The organism is Roseicitreum antarcticum, from assembly GCF_014681765.1.
In the GTDB taxonomy this organism is placed as follows: Bacteria; Pseudomonadota; Alphaproteobacteria; order Rhodobacterales; family Rhodobacteraceae; genus Roseicitreum; species Roseicitreum antarcticum.
In genome coordinates this window covers 3112617-3131249 of sequence record NZ_CP061498.1, presented here as the reverse complement: position 1 = coordinate 3131249, position 18633 = coordinate 3112617, and the positions used below count along the sequence as shown (strand labels likewise).

13 protein-coding genes, 1 tRNA gene and 2 pseudogenes are annotated in these 18633 nt (G+C 64.6%); 7 read left to right on the top strand and 9 right to left on the bottom strand.

Annotated elements, in window-relative coordinates:
* The first annotated feature begins 135 nt into the window (after positions 1–135).
* Positions 136–1983 carry a serine protease gene (locus H9529_RS14925; RefSeq protein WP_223814198.1) on the top strand — a complete coding sequence of 616 codons (1848 nt, stop codon included), beginning with the start codon at positions 136–138 and terminating at the stop codon, positions 1981–1983.
* A 323-nt stretch (positions 1984–2306) separates the two neighbouring features.
* Positions 2307–3521, top strand: a complete 1215-nt coding sequence (locus H9529_RS14920; protein ID WP_092886498.1) for a pyridoxal-phosphate-dependent aminotransferase family protein — start codon at positions 2307–2309, stop codon at positions 3519–3521.
* A 91-nt stretch (positions 3522–3612) separates the two neighbouring features.
* Here H9529_RS14920 and H9529_RS14915 read toward each other — a convergent pair.
* The 3 genes and pseudogenes from H9529_RS14915 to sseA all read right to left on the bottom strand — a co-directional run bounded on the left by H9529_RS14915 (position 3613) and on the right by sseA (position 6247).
* Positions 3613–4805 (bottom strand): annotated as a pseudogene (locus H9529_RS14915) (amino acid aminotransferase).
* Between the two features lie 27 nt (positions 4806–4832).
* Positions 4833–5399 carry a GNAT family N-acetyltransferase gene (locus H9529_RS14910; protein WP_176846923.1) on the bottom strand — a complete coding sequence of 189 codons (567 nt, stop codon included), beginning with the start codon at positions 5397–5399 and terminating at the stop codon, positions 4833–4835.
* The gene (sseA, locus tag H9529_RS14905) at positions 5396–6247 is read right to left on the bottom strand and encodes a 3-mercaptopyruvate sulfurtransferase (RefSeq protein WP_092886496.1); all 852 of its coding nucleotides are present in this window, start codon (positions 6245–6247) and stop codon (positions 5396–5398) included. The genes H9529_RS14910 and sseA overlap by 4 nt, the downstream gene beginning before the upstream one ends.
* 219 nt (positions 6248–6466) lie before the next feature.
* Here sseA and zapE point away from each other — a divergent pair, with 219 nt between their 5' ends.
* Positions 6467–7546 carry a cell division protein ZapE gene (gene zapE / locus H9529_RS14900; protein ID WP_092886494.1) on the top strand — a complete coding sequence of 360 codons (1080 nt, stop codon included), beginning with the start codon at positions 6467–6469 and terminating at the stop codon, positions 7544–7546.
* A gap of 57 nt (positions 7547–7603) precedes the next feature.
* Here the strand turns inward: zapE and argF are convergent, their stop codons facing one another.
* The 4 genes from argF to H9529_RS14880 form a co-directional block, all read right to left on the bottom strand.
* Entirely contained in the window at positions 7604–8530 is a 927-nt protein-coding gene (argF, locus tag H9529_RS14895; RefSeq protein WP_092886492.1) for an ornithine carbamoyltransferase, read from the bottom strand.
* Positions 8531–8633: 103 nt separating this feature from the next.
* Positions 8634–9824, bottom strand: coding sequence for an aspartate aminotransferase family protein (locus H9529_RS14890; RefSeq protein ID WP_092886490.1), 1191 nt, complete (start codon positions 9822–9824; stop codon positions 8634–8636).
* A 591-nt stretch (positions 9825–10415) separates the two neighbouring features.
* Positions 10416–11084: a GntR family transcriptional regulator gene (locus H9529_RS14885; RefSeq protein WP_092886488.1), complete on the bottom strand. Its 669-nt coding sequence runs from the start codon at positions 11082–11084 to the stop codon at positions 10416–10418.
* A gap of 410 nt (positions 11085–11494) precedes the next feature.
* Entirely contained in the window at positions 11495–12277 is a 783-nt protein-coding gene (locus H9529_RS14880) for a M48 family metallopeptidase (RefSeq protein WP_397544879.1), read from the bottom strand.
* Between the two features lie 228 nt (positions 12278–12505).
* Here H9529_RS14880 and H9529_RS14875 point away from each other — a divergent pair, with 228 nt between their 5' ends.
* Both H9529_RS14875 and H9529_RS14870 read left to right on the top strand, forming a co-directional pair.
* The gene (locus H9529_RS14875) at positions 12506–12841 is read left to right on the top strand and encodes a TIGR02300 family protein (protein ID WP_092886484.1); all 336 of its coding nucleotides are present in this window, start codon (positions 12506–12508) and stop codon (positions 12839–12841) included.
* Between the two features lie 649 nt (positions 12842–13490).
* Positions 13491–13566 (top strand) — tRNA-Ala (locus H9529_RS14870).
* A gap of 267 nt (positions 13567–13833) precedes the next feature.
* Here H9529_RS14870 and H9529_RS14865 read toward each other — a convergent pair.
* Together H9529_RS14865 and H9529_RS14860 are read right to left on the bottom strand one after the other, a co-directional pair.
* Complete coding sequence (locus tag H9529_RS14865) at positions 13834–14262, bottom strand: MerR family transcriptional regulator (RefSeq protein ID WP_092886481.1); 429 nt, start codon at positions 14260–14262, stop codon at positions 13834–13836.
* Between the two features lie 133 nt (positions 14263–14395).
* Complete coding sequence (locus H9529_RS14860; RefSeq protein WP_092886479.1) at positions 14396–16687, bottom strand: heavy metal translocating P-type ATPase; 2292 nt, start codon at positions 16685–16687, stop codon at positions 14396–14398.
* A gap of 190 nt (positions 16688–16877) precedes the next feature.
* Here H9529_RS14860 and H9529_RS14855 point away from each other — a divergent pair.
* Together H9529_RS14855 and H9529_RS14850 are read left to right on the top strand one after the other, a co-directional pair.
* Positions 16878–17123: pseudogene (locus H9529_RS14855) on the top strand (SDR family NAD(P)-dependent oxidoreductase); the annotation flags it as partial.
* A gap of 17 nt (positions 17124–17140) precedes the next feature.
* Positions 17141–18361, top strand: a complete 1221-nt coding sequence (locus H9529_RS14850; protein WP_092886475.1) for an AGE family epimerase/isomerase — start codon at positions 17141–17143, stop codon at positions 18359–18361.
* Positions 18362–18633: the final 272 nt, after the last annotated feature.

Below are 18633 nucleotides of genomic sequence, written 5' to 3'. Positions count from 1 at the left end.
GGCGCAGTGGCAAGGCGGCGAGGGTGCGGCGCAGGCGGGTACGCGGCATGGGGCGCGTCTGACCTAGAATTGAAGTGCAAGTAACGGTACCTCTGCTAGGGTCGGCGAAAAGAATCAACAAAGACTGGGACCAACGTGATCAAGACTATGTTCCGCGCTGCGGGTATTTGTGTAGCTGTGCTTATCGCCTGCCTGTCGCCTGCCGCCGCTCAGGATGCGGCATTTCTGCAAATCGAAGCCCATCCCACCCTGCGCGTCGCGGAAGAGCGTGCGCAGCAATACGAGGTGCAGCAGGGCAATGTGGTTGGTTTTCGCCTGCCCAGCGGTTGGTACGCACTGGCGCTGGGGCCGTTCGACGGCATCGATGACGCGAATGTCGTGCGCCAGCGGCTGCGCGCCGAAGGCCGAATTCCCAGTGACGCCTTCGCCACCGATACCACCGGCTATCGCACCCAGTTCTGGCCCGTCGGCGCCGATATCCTGACCGAACTGCGGGCGCAGCGCACGGCATCCGATGGCCTGCTGACCCCGCCGGACCTCACCACCGACACCCTTCCCGCCCTGCCCGAAGTTGCGCTGGACCCGGCGGCAACCAGCACGCAAGAGGCCTTCCCAGCGCCCTTGGCCGAACCCGAGCCCGAACCCGAGCCCGAACCACAGGAAACCCTGCCCGAGGCACGGCGCAGCGAAAGCCTGCTGAGCCGGGACGAGCGGGCCGCGTTGCAGATCGCGCTGCAATGGTTCGATTTCTATAACGCAGGCATCGACGCGGCCTTCGGCCCCGGTACCCGCAACAGCATGGCCGAGTATCAAGCCGATCGCGGCTTTGAGGCCACGGGCGTGCTGACCACCCGCCAACGCCTGCAACTGATCCGCGAATACAGCGATGAGCTGGCTGCACTGGGCATGGAATTGTGGCGCGATGAGACCGCCGGGATCGAGGTGCAATTGCCCATGGCCATGGTGCAGTTCGACCGCTACGAGGCGCCCTTTGCCCATTTCAGCGAACGCGACGACAGCGGCGTGCGCGCCCTGCTCATCAGCCAGACCGGCACGCAGGCCACGCTGTTCGGCCTCTATGAAATCATGCAAACGCTGGAGATTGTGCCGGTCAATGGGGCGCGGGAACGGCAGACCAATTCCTTCGTGCTGACCGGGCAGAACGATACCCTGCGGTCACATACGTTTGCGCAATTCCGCGACGGGCAGATCAAGGGCTACACCCTGATCTGGACGCCGGAACGCGATGAACAGATGGAACGGGTGCTGGCGATGGTGGGCGACAGCTTTGCCACCTTTGGCGGCGCGATGCCCGATGCCGCCGGTCAGGCAAGCGCCGTGGTGCGCCGCGACCTGATGTCAGGGCTGGAGGTGCGGCGCCCGGAGCATTCCGTCTCGGGCTTTTATATCGACGCGGTCGGCACGGTCGTCACCAGCCTTGCGGGTATCGAGGGCTGCGGGCGCGTCACGATTGATGAAGCCTATACCGCCCAGATCGTCATGCGTGATGCCGCTCTTGGCATCGCCGCGCTGCGCCCGCTGGAGCCGCTGGTGCCCATGGCCTTCGCGCAGTTCCTCGATACGCCGCCGCAAATCGCCGATGAGGTTGCGGTCGCCGGGTTCTCGTTCGAGGATATGCTGACCCGCCCGGTGCTGACCTTCGGCACCTTGCAAGACGTGATCGGCCTGAACGGCGAGCAGAACCTGCGCCGCCTGTCGCTGGAGGTGATGCCCGGCGATTCCGGCGGTCCGGTGTTCGACCGTCGCGGCGCCGTGGTGGGCATGTTGCTGCCGCGCACCGATGACACGGCCCGGGTGCTGCCCGATGACGTGAACTTTGCGATCGCCGCCGATGACATCCGCACCGCGCTGATGCAAAGCGACATCGACGCCTCGGCCTATCGCGGTGGCGGGGCGATGACGCCTGCGATGCTGACGCGCACCGCGGCCGATATGACTGTCATGGTGTCATGCTGGAACTGAGCCTGCCGCCCGGGCAGCGCTGAAGACACTAAAAAAGGGCAGCGTCAGCGATGGGGCTGCCCCTTTTCATGCACGACAGGTTTGCGCGCGCCCCGTTTCCATGCGCCCCCGCTTCCATGCGCCCCCGTTTTCATGCGCTCCTGGGCCTGTGCGTCCGGGCCTGTGCGTCCGGGCCTGTGCGTCCGGGCCTGTGCGTCCGGCCCGCTTTGGGCACGTGCAGCAAGCGCCCGACACCTGCGCCAAAATCGCAGATTGACGCGCGCAGGGGGCAGTCCTATCCATCTGTCGACGCTTCCGAATTACCGCATCAAAGGCATCGCACCATGACCCTCAGCAACGGCCGTCCCTACCTTGCCATCCCGGGCCCTTCGGTCATGCCTGACCGTGTTCTGGCCGCGATGCACCGGGCCGCGCCCAATATCTACACCGGCGCGCTGGTCGATCTGGTGGACAGCATGATCCCAGATCTGCGCAGCGTCGCGGGAACGGCCGGCGATGTGACGATCTATATCGGCAACGGCCATGCAGCCTGGGAAGCGGCGAATGCCAATATCTTCAGCCGGGGCGACACCGCGCTGGTGCTGGCAACGGGCCGCTTCGGGCTGGGCTGGGCCGAGGCGGCGCGCGGCATGGGCATCGACGCGCAGGTGCTGGATTTCGGCCGCGCCTCTCCCGTCGATCTGGCGCGCGTGGCCGCAGCGCTGGAAGCCGACAATGCCCACAAGATCAAGGCGGTTCTGGCCACCCATGTCGACACGGCCAGCACGGCGCGCAACGACATCGCCGCGCTGCGCGCCTGCATGGATGCCTGCAACCACCCCGCGCTATTGATGGTGGATTGCATCGCGTCGCTGGGCTGCGACACCTTCTTGATGGACGATTGGGGGGTCGATCTGATGGTCGCGGCCAGCCAGAAGGGGCTGATGACACCGCCAGGCCTGTCGTTCGTGTGGTTCAATGACAAGGCGCGGGCCGTGGGAAAATCCGCCGATCTGCGCACGCCCTATTGGGACTGGACCAGCCGGTCGAAGCCAGAACAATTCTACCAGTATTTCCACGGCACCGCCCCCACGCATCACCTTTACGGGCTGCGCGAGGCGCTGAACATGATCGTGCACGAAGAAGGGCTGGAGAATGTGTGGGCACGCCATGCCACGCTGGCGCGCACGGTCTGGGCCGCCGCCGATGCCTGGGCTGCGGATGGTGCGTTCCGGCTGAACATGGCCGATCCGGCGCACCGGGGGCATTCGGTCACGTCGATGCGGCTGACCGCGCCCGATGGCAGCCGCTTGCGCGACTGGTGCGAACACACCGCCGGGGTGACGCTGGGAATCGGACTGGGCATGGCGCCGCCCGAAGATCCGGCCTGGCACGGCTATTTCCGGCTGGCGCATATGGGGCATGTGAATGCGCACATGGTGCTGGGCGCGCTGGCGGTGATGGATGCGGGGCTGAAGGCGCTGGACATTCCGCATGGGTCCGGGGCGATCGAGGCTGCGACCCGCCTGATCGCCAGCGCCGCGCCGGAACGGAAGTAACGCGCAAGGGGGCGTGTCTGGGCTTTGCCACGTGTCGCCGGGGCGCTTGGCGACGCGGGGTCTTGCGCCCCGGCGCAATCGGGTGGCGGGGCTAAGCCCCGCGCCAGACCTCGGCAACCGCCGCCACCACGCGCGGCAACGTCAGGTCGTTGATTCCGGCCAGGTTGATCCGCCCGTCGCCGATCAGGTAGATGGCATGGTCAGTGCGCAGCGCCTCGATCTGGACGGATGACAGCGGCAGCAACGAGAACATGCCCGACTGCCGCGCGAGCGCACCGAAGGCAGGTGTCCCGTCCGTCGCCGCCACCAGCGCGTTGGCCAGCGCGGCGCGGTTGTCTTGCAAGCGCAGGCGCATCACATCCAGTTCGGCCTGCCAATCAGCGCGCAGCTCCGCATCGGTCAGGATGGTCGTGACCACCCGCGCCCCGTGGTCCGGCGGAAAGGCAAAGTTCTGCCGGTTCAGCCAGGCCAGCGCAGCGGCCGTCCCGTCACGCTGGGCGGGCGGACCATAGGCCATGACCAGCCCCACACGTTCGCGATAGAGGCCAAAGGTCTTGGCGCCGGACACGGCCCCACCAGTACCTCGGGCAGATGGGCCACCAGATGGCGCAGCCCGGCGCTGTCAGCCTTCAGCCCCGTGCCAAAGCCCTGATAGGCCATGTCCACCAGCGGCAGCGCGCCGCGCGCGACCAGATGATCCGCCACGGCCGCCCATTGCGCCGCCGAAAGATCGGCCCCGGTGGGGTTGTGGCAGCAGCCGTGCAGCAAGACCACATCGCCCGCACCGACCTGCGCCAGATCGGCCATCATGCCGTCGAAATCCACCCCGCCGCCTGCCGTATCATGATAGCGGTAGCGCGCCGCGCGCAGGCCCGCTGCCGCGATCAGGCCGGTGTGGTTGGGCCATGTCGGGTCCGAGACCCAGATGGTTGCATCGCCACGCGCCATGCGCACCAGTTCCAACGCCTGCCGCAGCGCACCCGTCCCGCCCGGCGTTGCGGCGCAGGCGAGGCTGTCCATCGCCACATCTTGCCCCAGCACCAGTTGCGCCATGGCGGCGTGAAAGCCTGCATCGCCCGCCAGCGCCACATAGGCCTTGGTGTCCTGATGCGCGAGGAGCCGACCCTCGGCCGCTTTCACGGCGCGCATCACCGGGGTCTGGCCACGGGCATCGCGGTAGACACCCACGCCCAGATCGACCTTGCCTTCGCGCGGATCATCGCGGAACTGCTGCATCAGCTTGATGATCGCATCGGGCTGGGCGGGGGGAAGCGCCTCAAACATCATGTTCCGCCCGCATCATGGCGCCGGTCATTCCGGGATCCGCGAGGTGTCGCGGTCCCGGGTCAGCACGCGGCTGCGGTCTTCCTGCGCGACCACGCTGAAGCCGTGCTTTTGGTATTGCGCCAGCGCGCGCGGATGATCGAGCGAGCATGTGTTGACCGTCATGCGCGCCACGCCCGCACGGTCCCACCCGGTCTGGATCGCGGTGCGCAACAGCCATGTGCCCATGCCGCGCCCGACGGCTTCAGGCACCAGCCCGAAATACGCCAGATCGCACACCCCCTTTTCCCGCCAGTCGAGCAAGAAGAAACCATGCGGCCAGCCCTGCTGCATCAAGGTGTAAAGGGCGACATCGGGGCTCTGCAGCCAATCGTGCAGATCGTCGTGTTCGCGGGCGTGAATGTCCTCCCACGCGTAATCGCGGCCCACGGCGTCATAGAGCGACAGGAAATACCACACCGGCGGCGTCTCGGCCCGCAACAGCGCGCCATCCATCCCCAGCGGCGCCGGGGGCCAGCCCCCCTTTGGGCGGTGCGTCATTTCCAGCCATGTGACGCGGTATTGAACCGTGCTGCCTGCGGGCTGAAGCGTCATCCCGTCACCACCTTCAGATCCGGGTACATGCCCCATTCGGACCATGAGCCGTCATAGAGTGCGTGCTGCCGGTGGCCCAACCGTTCCAGCGCAAGCGACAAGATCGCCGCCGTCACGCCCGAGCCGCAGGTGGTGATGACAGGGCGGTCCAGCGCCACGCCGGCCGCGTCAAACGCAGCCTTAAGCGCGTCAGTGTCCCGCATCGTGCCGTCGGCATTCAACAGGGTCGCATAATGCAGGTTGCTGGAATTGGGGATGTGACCGGCGCGCAGGCCGGGGCGTGGCTCTGGCTCATCGCCGCGGAACCGCGAGGGCGAGCGCGCATCGACGATCTGCCAGTCGCCCAGCTTTGACGCCGCCGCAACCTGCGATACATCGCGGATCAGATGCGCCTGACGCGCCACGGTGATGTGGCGGTCGCGCAAGATGGGGGGCATGTCTTCAACCGGGTGACCGCCCGCGCGCCACGCGGGAAACCCGCCGTCCAGCACTGCGATATCGGTCTTGCCCATCAGGCGGAACAGCCACCAGACGCGCGCGGCAGAAAACAGCCCCGCGCCGTCATAGACCACCACTTGATGCCCGTCGCCCACGCCCATCGCCCGCATGCGCGAGATGAATTTCTCGACCGGCGGGGCGGTGTGGGGCAATTCGGACCGATGGTCGGAAATCTCATCAATGTCGAAGAACCGCGCGCCGGGGATATGTGCCGCCATGTATTCGGCATGGGCATCGCGGTCGCTTCCCGGCATGTACCACGAGGCATCCAGCACCCGCAGATCGGGATCGCCCAGATGTGCGGCCAGCCAATCGGCGGAAACCAGCGTTTTGGGGTCATCAACGGCCATGGTCTGCATTCTCCGATCACGACTGAAGCGTGTCGCAGATGCGCGCCCCGCCCCAGGCTTTTGTTGCCGCATGTCGGGGGGGAATGTAAAACCGGTTCCCAGTACTGTGCGACATGCTTAATCCTGAAGACATGGGTACCGGGGCGCGCGGTCTGGTGCAAGCGTGCCCGTGCGGCTTTGGGCCTTTTCCTGCGGCGCACAGGCGGATAAACAGCCCTCATGACCCAGACCCTGACCCAGATCTATGATGCGCGCGTGGCCAGCGGCGACCTGCGCCCCGACCCTGCGCAACGCAGCGCACTGCCGCTGCTGGAGGCGCTGCGCCAGCAATTGCAGGCGCCACAGCGCAAGTCCGGGCTGCGGGGCCTGTTTGCCAAGGCGCCGCCACCGCCGAAGGGGCTGTATCTGTGGGGCGGGGTCGGGCGCGGCAAGTCGATGCTGATGGACCTGTTCGTCGCTGCGACCGATATCCCCGAAAAACGCCGCGTGCATTTCCATGCCTTCATGCAAGACATCCACGCCGGCATGCACGCCGCGCGCGCGCGCAATGTGCAAGACGCGCTGGCACCCGTCGCCGATGCGATCATCGCCGAGACGCGGTTGCTGGCGTTTGACGAGATGCAGATCACCGATATTACCGATGCGATGATCGTGGGGCGGCTGTTTCAGCGGCTGTTCGATGCGGGCGTGGTCGTGGTCACTACGTCGAACCGGCCGCCAAAAGACTTGTATCTCAACGGGTTGAACCGCGTCCTGTTCGTGCCGTTCATCGACCTGATCGCAGAACGGATGACGGTGCACGAACTGGCTACCGACACAGATTATCGCCAACACCGGCTGAGCGGCGCACAGGTCTATTTCCACCCCGCCGATGCGGTGGCGCGGGCGGCGGTGCAGGCGATCTGGGACGATCTGACGGGGGGAGACCCGGGGTTGCCGCTGACCCTGACGCTGAAGGGCCGCAAGATCACCCTGCCCCATGCGCATAACGGGATCGCGCGCGCCAGCTTCTGGGACCTGTGCAGTCAGCCGCTGGGCCCCGCCGATTACCTGGCGATTGCCCGGGCGGTCAAGGTCTTGATCCTGGAGGATATTCCCCGCCTTTCCATGGGCAATTACAACGAGGCAAAGCGCTTCGTCACACTGATCGACACGCTGTACGAGGCAAAAACCCGGCTGATCATCACCGCCGCCGACCGGCCCGAGCAGATCTACACCGAAGGCACCGGCGCGTTTGAATTTGACCGCACCGTGAGCCGCCTGCAAGAGATGCAGAGCGCGGATTGGGCAGCAGAATGACGCTGCGCCAGCACGGCGCAACCTACTAATTTTATTCAATTTTTATCGAAAACCGCCCTAAATCCCAAGGCACCAGCGCATCACGGCTTTTTGGGCGTGCAGGCGGTTTTCAGCCTCGTCGAAGACGACCGATTGCGGGCCGTCCATCACCTCATTCGTGACTTCATCCTCCCGGTGCGCGGGGAGGCAATGCATGAACAGGGCATCAGGCTTTGCCGCCGCCATCAGGTGCGCATTGACCTGATAGCCGCGCAACTGGTTATGCCGCCGCTCCTTGGTGGACTGGCTGTCATGCATGCTGACCCAGGTGTCGGTGACCACCAGATCAGCGCCCTCTACCGCAGCGATCGGGTCGCGCACGATCTCGATCCGGCTGCCCGCCGCGCGGGCACGCTCGATGAATTCATGTTCCGGATCAAGGGTTTGCGGGCCGGTAAACGTCAGGTCAAAACCGAATTGTCCGGCCGCGTGGATCAGCGAAGCGCAGACATTGTTGCCGTCGCCCGACCAGACAACTTTCTTGCCCGCGATGGGGCCACGATGTTCCTCGAAGGTCAGGATATCGGCCATGATCTGGCAGGGATGGGTGCGGTTGGTGAGCCCGTTGATGACCGGGACGCTGGCAAATTCGGCCAGTTCCTGAAGCACGGTTTCCTCGAACGTGCGGATCATGATGAGATCGACATAGCGCGACAACACGCGGGCGGTGTCGGCGATCGTCTCACCATGGCCCAACTGCATTTCCGAACCGGACAGCACCATGGTCTGGGCGCCCATCTGGCGTGCACCCACGTCGAAACTGACGCGGGTGCGGGTCGAGGGTTTCTCGAAGATCAACGCGACCATGCGGCCCGCCAGCGGCTGCTCGGCGTCCGGCAGCGCCTTTGGCTGGCCGTTGCGGGCCGATTTCATCGCCGCTGCAGCATTGATCATGCCGCGCAGATCCTGCGGATCGGTCAAATGGATGTCCAGAAAATGGTTCATGGTCGGTCACTTCTCAAATCAGCGTCAGATGGGCGCCAGACGGGACAAGCCGTTGTTTTTCCGCCCGGAATCTTGCGCCGGGCGGAAGGGTTGGCGCCAGGGTTCAGGCGGGTTCCACCTTGGATATGGTGGCGGCGGCACGGTCGAGGCGGGCAATGCCTTCAAATATATCCGAATCGCTGATGTTCAGCGGCGGCAAAAGCCGCAGCACGTTATCGGCGGCGGGAACGGCAAGAAGGTGCTGCGCGTAATTCGCCTCCAGCACATCCGCAACCGGCACCCGGCATTTCAGCCCCAGCAAAAGCCCCTTGCCGCGCACTTCCTCGAACACATGGGAATGCGCGGTGACAAGGCCGTTCAGATGCCGGGTGAGCAGCTTGGATTTGCGCTGCACCTCGGCCAGAAAGGTGGGCCGGGTCACGATTTCCATGACACGCGCACCGACCGCGCAGGCCAGCGGATTGCCACCATAGGTCGAGCCATGGGTGCCTGCCGTCATGCCCCGCGCCGCATTCTGGGTGGCCAGAAGCGCGCCCAGAGGGAAGCCGCCGCCGATGCCCTTTGCCACCATCATGATGTCGGGGGCGACGCCAGACCATTGATGTGCAAAGAGTTTTCCGCTGCGCCCCATGCCGCACTGCACTTCGTCGAGCACCATGAGCGCGCCGGTTTCATCGCACAGGTCGCGCAGGCCGCGCAGGTAGGTATTGGGCAGGACGCGAATCCCCCCCTCGCCCTGAATGGTCTCCAGCATCACGGCGGCGACGCTGCCGTCCATGGCCGCGCGCAGCGCGTCCATGTCGCCCCAGGGCAGAACCTTGAAGCCGGGCATCAGCGGGCCGTAGCCTTTCGTCATCTTCTCGGAGCCTGAGGCGGCGATCGCCCCGGTCGAGCGGCCGTGAAACGCCCCCTCGAACGTCAGGATGGTTGACCGCGCCTCGGCATTTTCGGACCAGTACTTGCGCACCATCTTGATGCCGAGTTCGGCAGCTTCGGTACCCGAATTGGTGAAGAAAACCGTGTCGGCAAAAGTGTGCTTCACCAGCAAATCGGCCAGTTTTGTCTGGGCCGGAATCTCGTAAAGGTTTGAAACATGCCACAATTTCTGGGCCTGTTCGGTCAGCGCAGCGACCAGTTCAGGATGGGCATGGCCCAGCGCGTTCACCGCGATCCCGGCGGCGAAATCCAGGTATCTGGCCCCATCATCGGTGGTCAGCCAAGAGCCTTCGCCACGCTCGAACCGGAGCGGCGCGCGATTGTAGGTAGGCAAAATCGACGGAATTGCAACAGACATCAAAGGCCCCTTCAGGATAGGCAACAAGACCTGCCAAAGCGCTGGCAGCAAGTCAACTGTGCGTGTCATAGACGGTGAGTTTAGATATATACACGCGCCGACTGCGCATGTGGATGGTCCGACGTCAGGCGCGGTTGCGTCGACGTCGCATGGCAGAGGGATATGATGACTGCATGACCATGAAATTCGAGTTAAAGCGTTTTGACAAGCCTGTCCATCGTAAAGGCAGCGTAAAGCTGGGAAACGCGGCATTTACCGGGCGGATCGTGGGGTTTCGGACCGTCTGGAAACGGTCTGGAAACCGTATGGCTTTGATACATACGCGCGGTAGGGTCTGGCGGCGTTAACCTTTGGCCCGCAGGCGCCGGGCCTGCGGCGTTTGCGCGCGGGCTGCGGGCTGCGGGCTGCGCCAGATTGCACCCGCCAGATTGCACTGGCCACATTGGACTGGCCCACAGCACTGGCCCACAGCACTGGCCCACTGAGCCGACGCCCCGCATCGCCCCTTTGCCTTGCGCCCGGCCCTGCCCATTTCACTGGGCCCATTTCACCGGCCCCGCTTCACGTGGCGCGACTGGACGCCGCGCGACTTCAGCCGACCAGATGACGCAGGCCCTGGGTTACATCGGTGCGCAGCGCCAGCCGCAGGGCCGCATCGTCACCCGCCTTCAGCGCCGCCAGAATCATGCGGTGATGCGGCGGGGGCGTGTTGCGGCGCAGCTTGCCATACAGCGCGCGCATCGTCGGCCCCAGTTGCAGCCAGACTGTCTCTACCATGGCCAGCATCGCGGGGCTTTGCGCACGCAGGTAGAGCGTGCGGTGAAACTCCAGGTTGGTGCGGATATAGGTGACGGCATCCTGGCGCGTGACGGCGTCGGTAATGGCGGTGTTGATGACCTCCATCCGCTCGATCAGGGCCAGATGGGCGCGGGGAAGCGCGCGGCTGGCCATCTCTGGCTCCAGCAGGGCACGGATCGAGGCCAGTTCCTCGATCCGGTCCTGGCTGAGTTCGGGCGTGGCGACACGCCCGGAGGAAGAGATGCTGAGCGCGCCTTCGGCCACCAACCGGCGCACCGCCTCGCGCGCGGGCGTCATGCTGACGCCAAAGGTACGGCCGATGCCGCGCAGGGTCAGCGGCTGGCCGGGCGCAAGCTCTCCGTGCATCACCTGCGCGCGCAAGATGCGGTAAACCCGGTCATGGGCGATGCCGGGCAAAACCGGGTCATTGGGGCGCGTGCTGCGGGGGGGCGGGGTCAACATGAAATAGTGTGATCACGCATTCCGGCCCGGCGTCAATGGGGATTTTCGGGTCGGCGGCTGCGGGGGGTGGCGGAGCGGAGCAAGGGAGAGCGGAGCAAGGGAGAGCGGAGCAAGGGGATGGCCCAGGTCCGCCCGGGGCGCTGTGGTCGTTCAATGAGATAAAGGGCACCATTGTCGTCGCGGAGAGGGGTGTCGAGGTTTTTCAGGCACGGTGTCAGATCCGACGGCTTGCGCGCGATCGGCAGGTGTCGTGCGCCCTTGGGTTTGCGCGCATCCTGCGGCCGTTTAAGTGCGCGCATCCTGCGGCCGTTTAAGTGCGCGCATCCTGCGGCCGTTTAAGTGCGCGCATCCTGCGGCCATTTAAGTGCGCGCATCCTGCGGCCATTTAAGTGCGCGCATCCTGCGGCCGTTTAAGTGCGCGCATCCTGCGCGACTCCATCCCGGGGCATCCCGATGTCGCCCTCTTGCGGCGCATCGAAAACATAGCGGTGCAATTCCCGCCCATGCTGGCGCAGCCAGCCGCGATGTTGCGCATATTCGGGCATCAGGCGGCCCACATGCGCCCAGAAACGGGGGGAATGGTTCATCTCGGCCAGATGCGCGACCTCGTGCGCCGCGACATAGGCCAGCACGGCGGGCGGGGCCATGACCAGCCGCCAAGAATACATCAGCCGCCCGTCCACGGTACAAGACCCCCAGCGCGAGCGTGTGTCGCGCAGGCAGATCTGCCTGTAGCCGCGCCCCAGCGTACCGGCGTAATGGTCGCTCGCCTGGGTCAGATGTTCCAGCGCCGCCATGCGCAGGAAGGCCGCGACGCGCCGGGCGGTGCGGCTGTGGCCGGGGTCCGGCGGGACAAGAAGCATCGTGCCGTCAATGCGCGGGGCGCGCAGCGGCGCCTCAGCAATCTGCAACGCCGCGCCCTGCCACATGACCTGCGCGCCGGGACGGATGACGACCTGTCCGGCCACACCGCCAAGCGCGTTGCGCACCCAATCGGCCCGGTCGGCCAGAAAGCGCTGCGCCTGTGCCAGAGGCAGGGACAGCGGCATCGACAGCGTGACCCGGCCATCCAGCTGCGACACGCGCAGCGACAGCCGCCGCGCCTGCCGCGACCGGCGCAGTTGCACGCGGATATCGGGCGTGCCGGGCAGCGGCAAATGGGTCAGGGCGGAATGGGATGTGGCGGGCGGCACGCGAACCTCGGACCAGGGGAGTATGGCCTTTTGAACAGCATATGCGGCCCGCGTGCAATGTAAAGCGGCGCGCGGGCAAAAGCCCAGCCGTGGGCCAGGCGATCAGCAAGGCGGAATTTTCGACCAGCGGCGATCAGCCGCCCCCATGAAAAGGCTTTGACACCTTGGAACAGGTGTGGCAGTTGGCGTCGATCCACGCAGCAGCAGCGAATGAAAAAGGGGATTGCCATGCCCAAGGAAGAATGGGGTACAAAACGTGTTTGCCCGACCACCGGCAAACGGTTTTACGACCTGAACAAATCGCCCATCCGCAGCCCCTACACGGGTGAGATCGTCGAACTGGACGCCGCCGGCCGCAAAGGCGCCGCACAAGCCGCACAGGCCGCCGAGGCCGAGCGCAAGAAGGCGAAGGCCGCGATCCCGGATGTGGATGACGACGATCTGCTGGTGGATGACGAGGCCGACGATACCGAAGCGGATGACGATCTGCTGGAAGACGACGACGACAACTCGGTCGCCTTCGACGATCTGGCCGATGTCGCGGTGGACGACGACGAGAACTGAGCGTTGCGGGCGGCCTGAAGTTTAGGCGGCCTGAAGTTTGGGTGAGGTGAGGTTTCGGTGAGCCGAGGTCTCGGTCACCCGATCGTCGGGCGGCCCGAACGTCGGGTACCGATGTGCCCGGACACCGGTCCCGGGTGACAGAGCCAAAGGCCGTTTCCTGCATGGTGTGGAGAGCCCTTGAAGCAAGGGTTTTCCGCCAGCGGACCGGGAAGTCATTCCCCGACGCGCTCAATCGCCAACGCCCGGCTGCGAGATCCTTGTTTTCAGACGGGGCGTCATGCCCAGCATGCCGACTGCCCTGCCCTGCCCTGCCCTGCCCTGCCCCAGCGGGCGCTGGCCTCGGGTCATTCCTGATGACAGGATCAGGTTGAAAGCTGGCTTTCACAGGCGGGGAAAAGTACTTCTTTGCATGATCTGCACCGGCAAGATCAGCCTTCGGGGTTGGGGCCGGAATGATCTGCCGCCCGGCAAAGCGTCACCCCATTTCCAACATCCTGCGCGCAACCGGCCAGATATCGGGGCCGGATGACTGGCCTGAATGACGCGGCAGGCGGTGACGCGTTTTTGCACCAGCCGCCCGATTTTGCCCTTGCGAACCCCGGGCGGTTTGCGTAGAGAGCGGACGTGACCCGAAACGGTCACCCAAGGTGGGGCCTTAGCTCAGCTGGGAGAGCGCCTGCATGGCATGCAGGAGGTCAGCGGTTCGATCCCGCTAGGCTCCACCAAATTCTCCCCCCAAAGCATCGGATTGTTCTGGCCTTTTGGTCAGATGACTTGTTTCTACCACGCAGACGGATGCGTTTTTTCCTGTCAAAATTCGTGCTGGCGCCGATTGCGGCGTGTGGCGTGCTGAGTGTTGTGCAGCCCTTGCACGCATCAGACCCGCCCCAGTGCAGGCAAGACCGGCCTGCGCCGCAACCCCTGCACGTTCCCAGAACCCGGCTGTGCACTCATGCAAGCGGAAGTCCGCAGGGGATGGGGCATTGCGGTGCTCAGGCGCCAATCGCGTCATGTTCGGTCAGGCATTCCGAATGGTCGCGCAGGACTTCCAGAACCTTGCATTCGGCGGCGTTGCCGCCCTCGCACTCGGCAACCATGCGCTTTAGCTCTTTCTTGAGGGCTTGCAGACGTTTGATCCGCTGTTCGACCTGAAGAAGCTGCCGCCGCGCAATGGAATCCGCCTCGGCGCAGGAATGGGACGGGTGATCCGACAGGTCCAGAAGCTCGCGGATGGCGTCGAGAGCGAAGCCAAGCTGGCGCGCGTGCCGGATGAAGGCCAGCCGGTCGAGATCCTTCTCGAAATATCGGCGCTGGCCGCCTGCGGTGCGCCCGGCCTCATTCATCAACCCGATCTGTTCGTAGTAGCGGATCGTCTGAACCTTGGTCCCGGTCTTGCGGGAGAGTGTGCCAATCGTCAACATGCGGGCCCTTTCGATCTACAGCGACGATAGATTACAGCCGAACCAACCTGTTGAAACCAGACAGGTTTCACATAGGTGTGAGGTCCGGCTGCGCGACAATCCTCACCCCATTGACCTTTGGCTGCCGCATATCTCATGTCGCGGGCTTCGCGGCGGATGTCGGCGCAAAGGGGCCGGTATCGCGCCCGGCCGTGCCGGCCGGATCTTGCCTGACGCGCAGCAGCCGCAGGGCGTTGGCGACGACCAGCAGCGACACGCCGACATCCGCCGCGATGGCACCCCACATCGTGGCCATGCCAAATGCCGTCAACCCGACAAACAGCGCCTTGGTCGCCAATGCGATGCCGATGTTTTGCCGGATGATGTTCATGGTGCGGCGCGAATGGCCGATCAGCCACGGCACCTTGCCGATGTCGTCGGTCATCAGGGCGATATCGGCAGTCTCGATCGCGGCATCCGATCCGACCGCGCCCATGGCGATGGCGAAATGCGCCCGCGCCATGGCCGGTGCATCGTTCACGCCGTCGCCGATCATTGCCACGACATCGTGGGTGGCGACCAGTTCCTCGATTGCCGTCACCTTGTCTTCGGGCAGCAACCCGGCGCGCACCTCGTCGATGCCGACGGCTGCGGCAACGGCGCACGCGGTGCGTTCGTTGTCGCCGGTCAGCATGATGATCCTGGCGACGCCGAGGGCATGCAGACGCGCCACGACGGCCTTTGCATCCGGGCGGATGCGGTCGCGCAATTCGATCAGGCCCAACAGGCGATCACCGGCGCCCACGACAACGAGCGTGCTGCCCGCGCCCTCGATCCGGTCCAACAGCGCGCGGGGGATCGCGGCGCCGAACCCTTTTTCGGTCGCGAAGCGATCCGAGCCGAGCCAGACGGGTCGGCCCGCCCACGTTCCCTCGACGCCGCGGCCCGGCACCGTTCTGGTGTCAGTGGCCGCCGACAGCGTCAGCCCGTCGCTTTTGCCGCGCGCGAGGATCGCCCGCGCGAGGGGATGCGAAGAACGTGCCTCCAGCGCGACGGCTGCACCCAGCAGGTCGCGTGCGGGGGTGTCACCCAGGGGATGCAGGCCCGCGACCTCTGGTTCGCCCATGGTGATCGTTCCGGTCTTGTCCATCGCCAGAGCTGTCAGACGCGAGGGGGCCTCGACATAGGCGCCACCCTTGATGAGCACGCCGTTGCGGGCCGAGGCGGCGAGTGCGGCGACAATGGACACGGGCGTGGAGATGACCAGCGCGCAGGGGCAGGCAATGACCAGCAGCACCAGCGCGTTATAGAACCAGTAGTTCCACGCCCCGCCCGACAGCAGCGGCGGCACAACAGCGATCAAAAGCGCCAGCACCATGACGATGGGCGTATAGATGCGGGCGAATTTGGTGACCCATTGTTCGACCTCGGCGCGGCGGGAATGGGCGTCGCCCACCATGCGGGTGATTTTCGACAGCACGGTGTCGGCTGCGGCCTTGGTGGCCCGGACCGTCAGCGTGCCGTCACCGTTGATCGTGCCCGCATAGACTTCGTCGCCAACCTCCTTGGCGACCAATGCGCTTTCGCCGGTGATCGGGGCCTGATCGACATCACCACGACCATCGGTCACTTCGCCGTCGAGCGGGATCCGATCCCCGCCCCGCACCACGAAGCGGTCCCCGATCACCACCTCGGCGGCGGGAACGTCGGTTTCGGAACCATCGGCGCGCATGACCCGCGCCGTGGGTGGCGCAAGGTCCAGCAGGGCCGACACGGCATTGCGCGCGCGCCCCACGCTCCAGGATTCGAGCGTGAGAGACAGGGCAAAGAAGAAGGCGACGGTCGCGGCCTCAAAGAACTCGCCCAGCCCGATCGCACCGGCCACCGCGACGATCATCAGCAAGTTCATGTCAGGCGACAGGCGGCGCGCGGCGGACCATGCCTTTGGGGCAACAAGCCAGCCGCCGAAAAGGACCGCCAGCAAGAAAAGCGCCATCTCGGCCATTGGCATCGCGGTTTCGCCATGGCCTGCGAAGAGGTGCAGCGCGCCTGCGGCGCCGGTCTCCATGATATGATAGACGAACCCCGCAGCCCAGAAGCCGCCGCTGAGCCCGGTAAAAAGGCGCTGCCTGGCGAAATGGGCGGCCTGATCCGCCACGGCGCTTTCGGCATCCCAGACCTTCGCGCTCATCCCCGTTGCGCCGACGATCTTGATGATCTTATCGTCGCTGAGGGGTTTGGCGCTTTCAAGAATGGTCATGCGCCCGTTGATGACGTCGAAGGCCAGATGCTCGGCGCCGCCGACTTTTGGGCCGACAACCTTGTTCAAGATCCCAACCTCTTCGGCGCAATCGAGCCCGTTGACGCGAAAGCTGCGCCCGGCAGATGGCTTCGGGGCTGCGGCCTGCGCGGTGCCTTCGGCCGATTGGCCGCAGCAACGCTGCATGCTGGGCCGGTCATCCTGACGAGCGTGCGTGTCTGAACGGTCGTGGGGCATTGGAAACCTCAAAAAATCTACGTTGCCCCAAACATAGGAGCTTCAGTAGCTAGAGGTTCAAGAGGTTTCTTTGAGGTTGCGATCAGCGAAGACGGGGCGGCGTGACTGACCCCGCCAAGGGCCGGGTTGACAGAGACAGGCGATGCAATGGGGCCCGCATGGCATCCGCGTGAACACGATCTGTCCGACCTTCATCTTCACCCCGCTGACACAAGCCACCTTCGACGACCCCAACCGCCGCGCAGGGATCGAAAGCAAGATCAAGCTGGGGCGCGTGGGCACGGTTGAGGACATCATGGGCGCAATGCTATATCTGGCGTCTGACGCCTGCGCATTGGCCACCGGCACTGCACTAAGGGTCGGGGGCGGGTGGACCGCAGGATAATTGAAAGAGCAAAAGAGATGAACACTCCAATCTGGCCGCTGCAAGACCCGCAAATCCGCAGCGCATTTGAAGCAAATGCACTATCGCAGATCGACTTTTTCCGCGGCTCGCTGAATGCGGAGGGCGGTTTTGACGTTCTGGACCACGATGGCACACCGATGAAAGGGCAGCCGCAGGAATTGCACGTCACCACCCGCATGGTGCATTCCTATGCCTTGGCACATGCCTGGGGCGCGTCAGACTGCACCCCCATGATCGACGCGGGCATGTCAGCAATCTGGCGGCACCATCGTGATGCCGCACACGGCGGCTACGCCTGGTCAATCCTGCAAGGCGCGCACCATGATGTAACCAAGCTGGCTTACGGTCATGTCTTTGTGTTGCTGGCGGCGTCGAGCGCCAAGGTGGCCGGGCACGATCTTGCCGACACCGTTCTGACGGATATCGAAGGTGTGATTGACCGCCACTTCTGGGATGAAGAGCGCGGGCTTCTGAACGAAGAATTTGCCAGTGATTGGGCGCCGATATCCGAGTATCGCGGCATGAATGCCAATATGCACGGCGCAGAGGCCATGTTGGCCGCGTTTGAGGCGACAGGGCGTGATGTCTTCCTGCATCGCGCGGGTCGTATCCTGAATTTCTTCACCAAAGATATCGCACCTGAATTCGCCTGGCGCATTCCCGAGCATTATGACCTGAACTGGCAGTTCACTCATGAATATGAGGGAAATCCGATGTTTCGGCCCGCAGGGACAACGCCCGGCCATGCCCTGGAGTTCGGACGCCTGTTGTTGCAATATCGGGAATTGACCGGGAATGACGATGCCGCTTTGGCCGATCGCGCGCGCCGGTTGATTGAAACGGCGTTGAATGATGCATGGCTGGACGACGGCGGGCTTGCCTACACGGTTGCCATTGATGGCAGCGTTTTGCGCGATTCACGGTATTGGTGGCCCGTAACCGAAGGGATCGGCGCCCTTTCAGCCCTGATGAAGGCCGATCCGCAACCACAAGACGCACAATGGTTCACCCGGCTTTGGACGTTTGCACAGGCGCATTTCATCGACGCGCAACGGGGCGGCTGGTATCCCGAGATCGGGTCGGACGGCCTGCCAACGGCGGTTCAATTCAGTGGCAAGCCTGATATTTACCATTCGTTACAGGGTGTTCTGTACCCGCTATGCCCGGGGAATGCAGGGATGTTTGGCTCTCTTGCAAGGTCGCGCCAGCCTCGGTGAGTGGTCTTTTGGCTTTGATGCTGTGACTTCCTTTGTGGATCGCGCAGCCCGACGCCGGCGGTTTGCTGCCGTTCGGGGGCGGTCACGTCGCGCACGCCCTCCATTTGCGCGCACCATCGGTCAGGGCCGCGCGCGTCAGTTTTTTTGCCACATCGGGGCGATGTCCGCTGCAGAGCGGCAATTAAGTGTCTAGCCCGCTTTACAGCTTTTAGGCAGCGCTGCTAACATCGGCATACGCGGTGGCTGCCACGAATGTGGCGAAAAAGACCATT

Bases quoted from the DNA above. Each gene is read 5' to 3' on its own strand.
- H9529_RS14920 (WP_092886498.1), top strand. From the start codon at position 2,307: ATGACCCTCAGCAACGGCCGTCCCTACCTTGCCATCCCGGGCCCTTCG.
- H9529_RS14910 (WP_176846923.1), bottom strand. From the start codon at position 5,399: ATGACGCTTCAGCCCGCAGGCAGCACGGTTCAATACCGCGTCACATGG.
- sseA (WP_092886496.1), bottom strand. From the start codon at position 6,247: ATGGCCGTTGATGACCCCAAAACGCTGGTTTCCGCCGATTGGCTGGCC.
- zapE (WP_092886494.1), top strand. From the start codon at position 6,467: ATGACCCAGACCCTGACCCAGATCTATGATGCGCGCGTGGCCAGCGGC.
- argF (WP_092886492.1), bottom strand. From the start codon at position 8,530: ATGAACCATTTTCTGGACATCCATTTGACCGATCCGCAGGATCTGCGC.
- H9529_RS14890 (WP_092886490.1), bottom strand. From the start codon at position 9,824: ATGTCTGTTGCAATTCCGTCGATTTTGCCTACCTACAATCGCGCGCCG.
- H9529_RS14885 (WP_092886488.1), bottom strand. From the start codon at position 11,084: ATGTTGACCCCGCCCCCCCGCAGCACGCGCCCCAATGACCCGGTTTTG.
- H9529_RS14875 (WP_092886484.1), top strand. From the start codon at position 12,506: ATGCCCAAGGAAGAATGGGGTACAAAACGTGTTTGCCCGACCACCGGC.
- H9529_RS14865 (WP_092886481.1), bottom strand. From the start codon at position 14,262: ATGTTGACGATTGGCACACTCTCCCGCAAGACCGGGACCAAGGTTCAG.
- H9529_RS14860 (WP_092886479.1), bottom strand. From the start codon at position 16,687: ATGCAGCGTTGCTGCGGCCAATCGGCCGAAGGCACCGCGCAGGCCGCA.
- H9529_RS14850 (WP_092886475.1), top strand. From the start codon at position 17,141: ATGAACACTCCAATCTGGCCGCTGCAAGACCCGCAAATCCGCAGCGCA.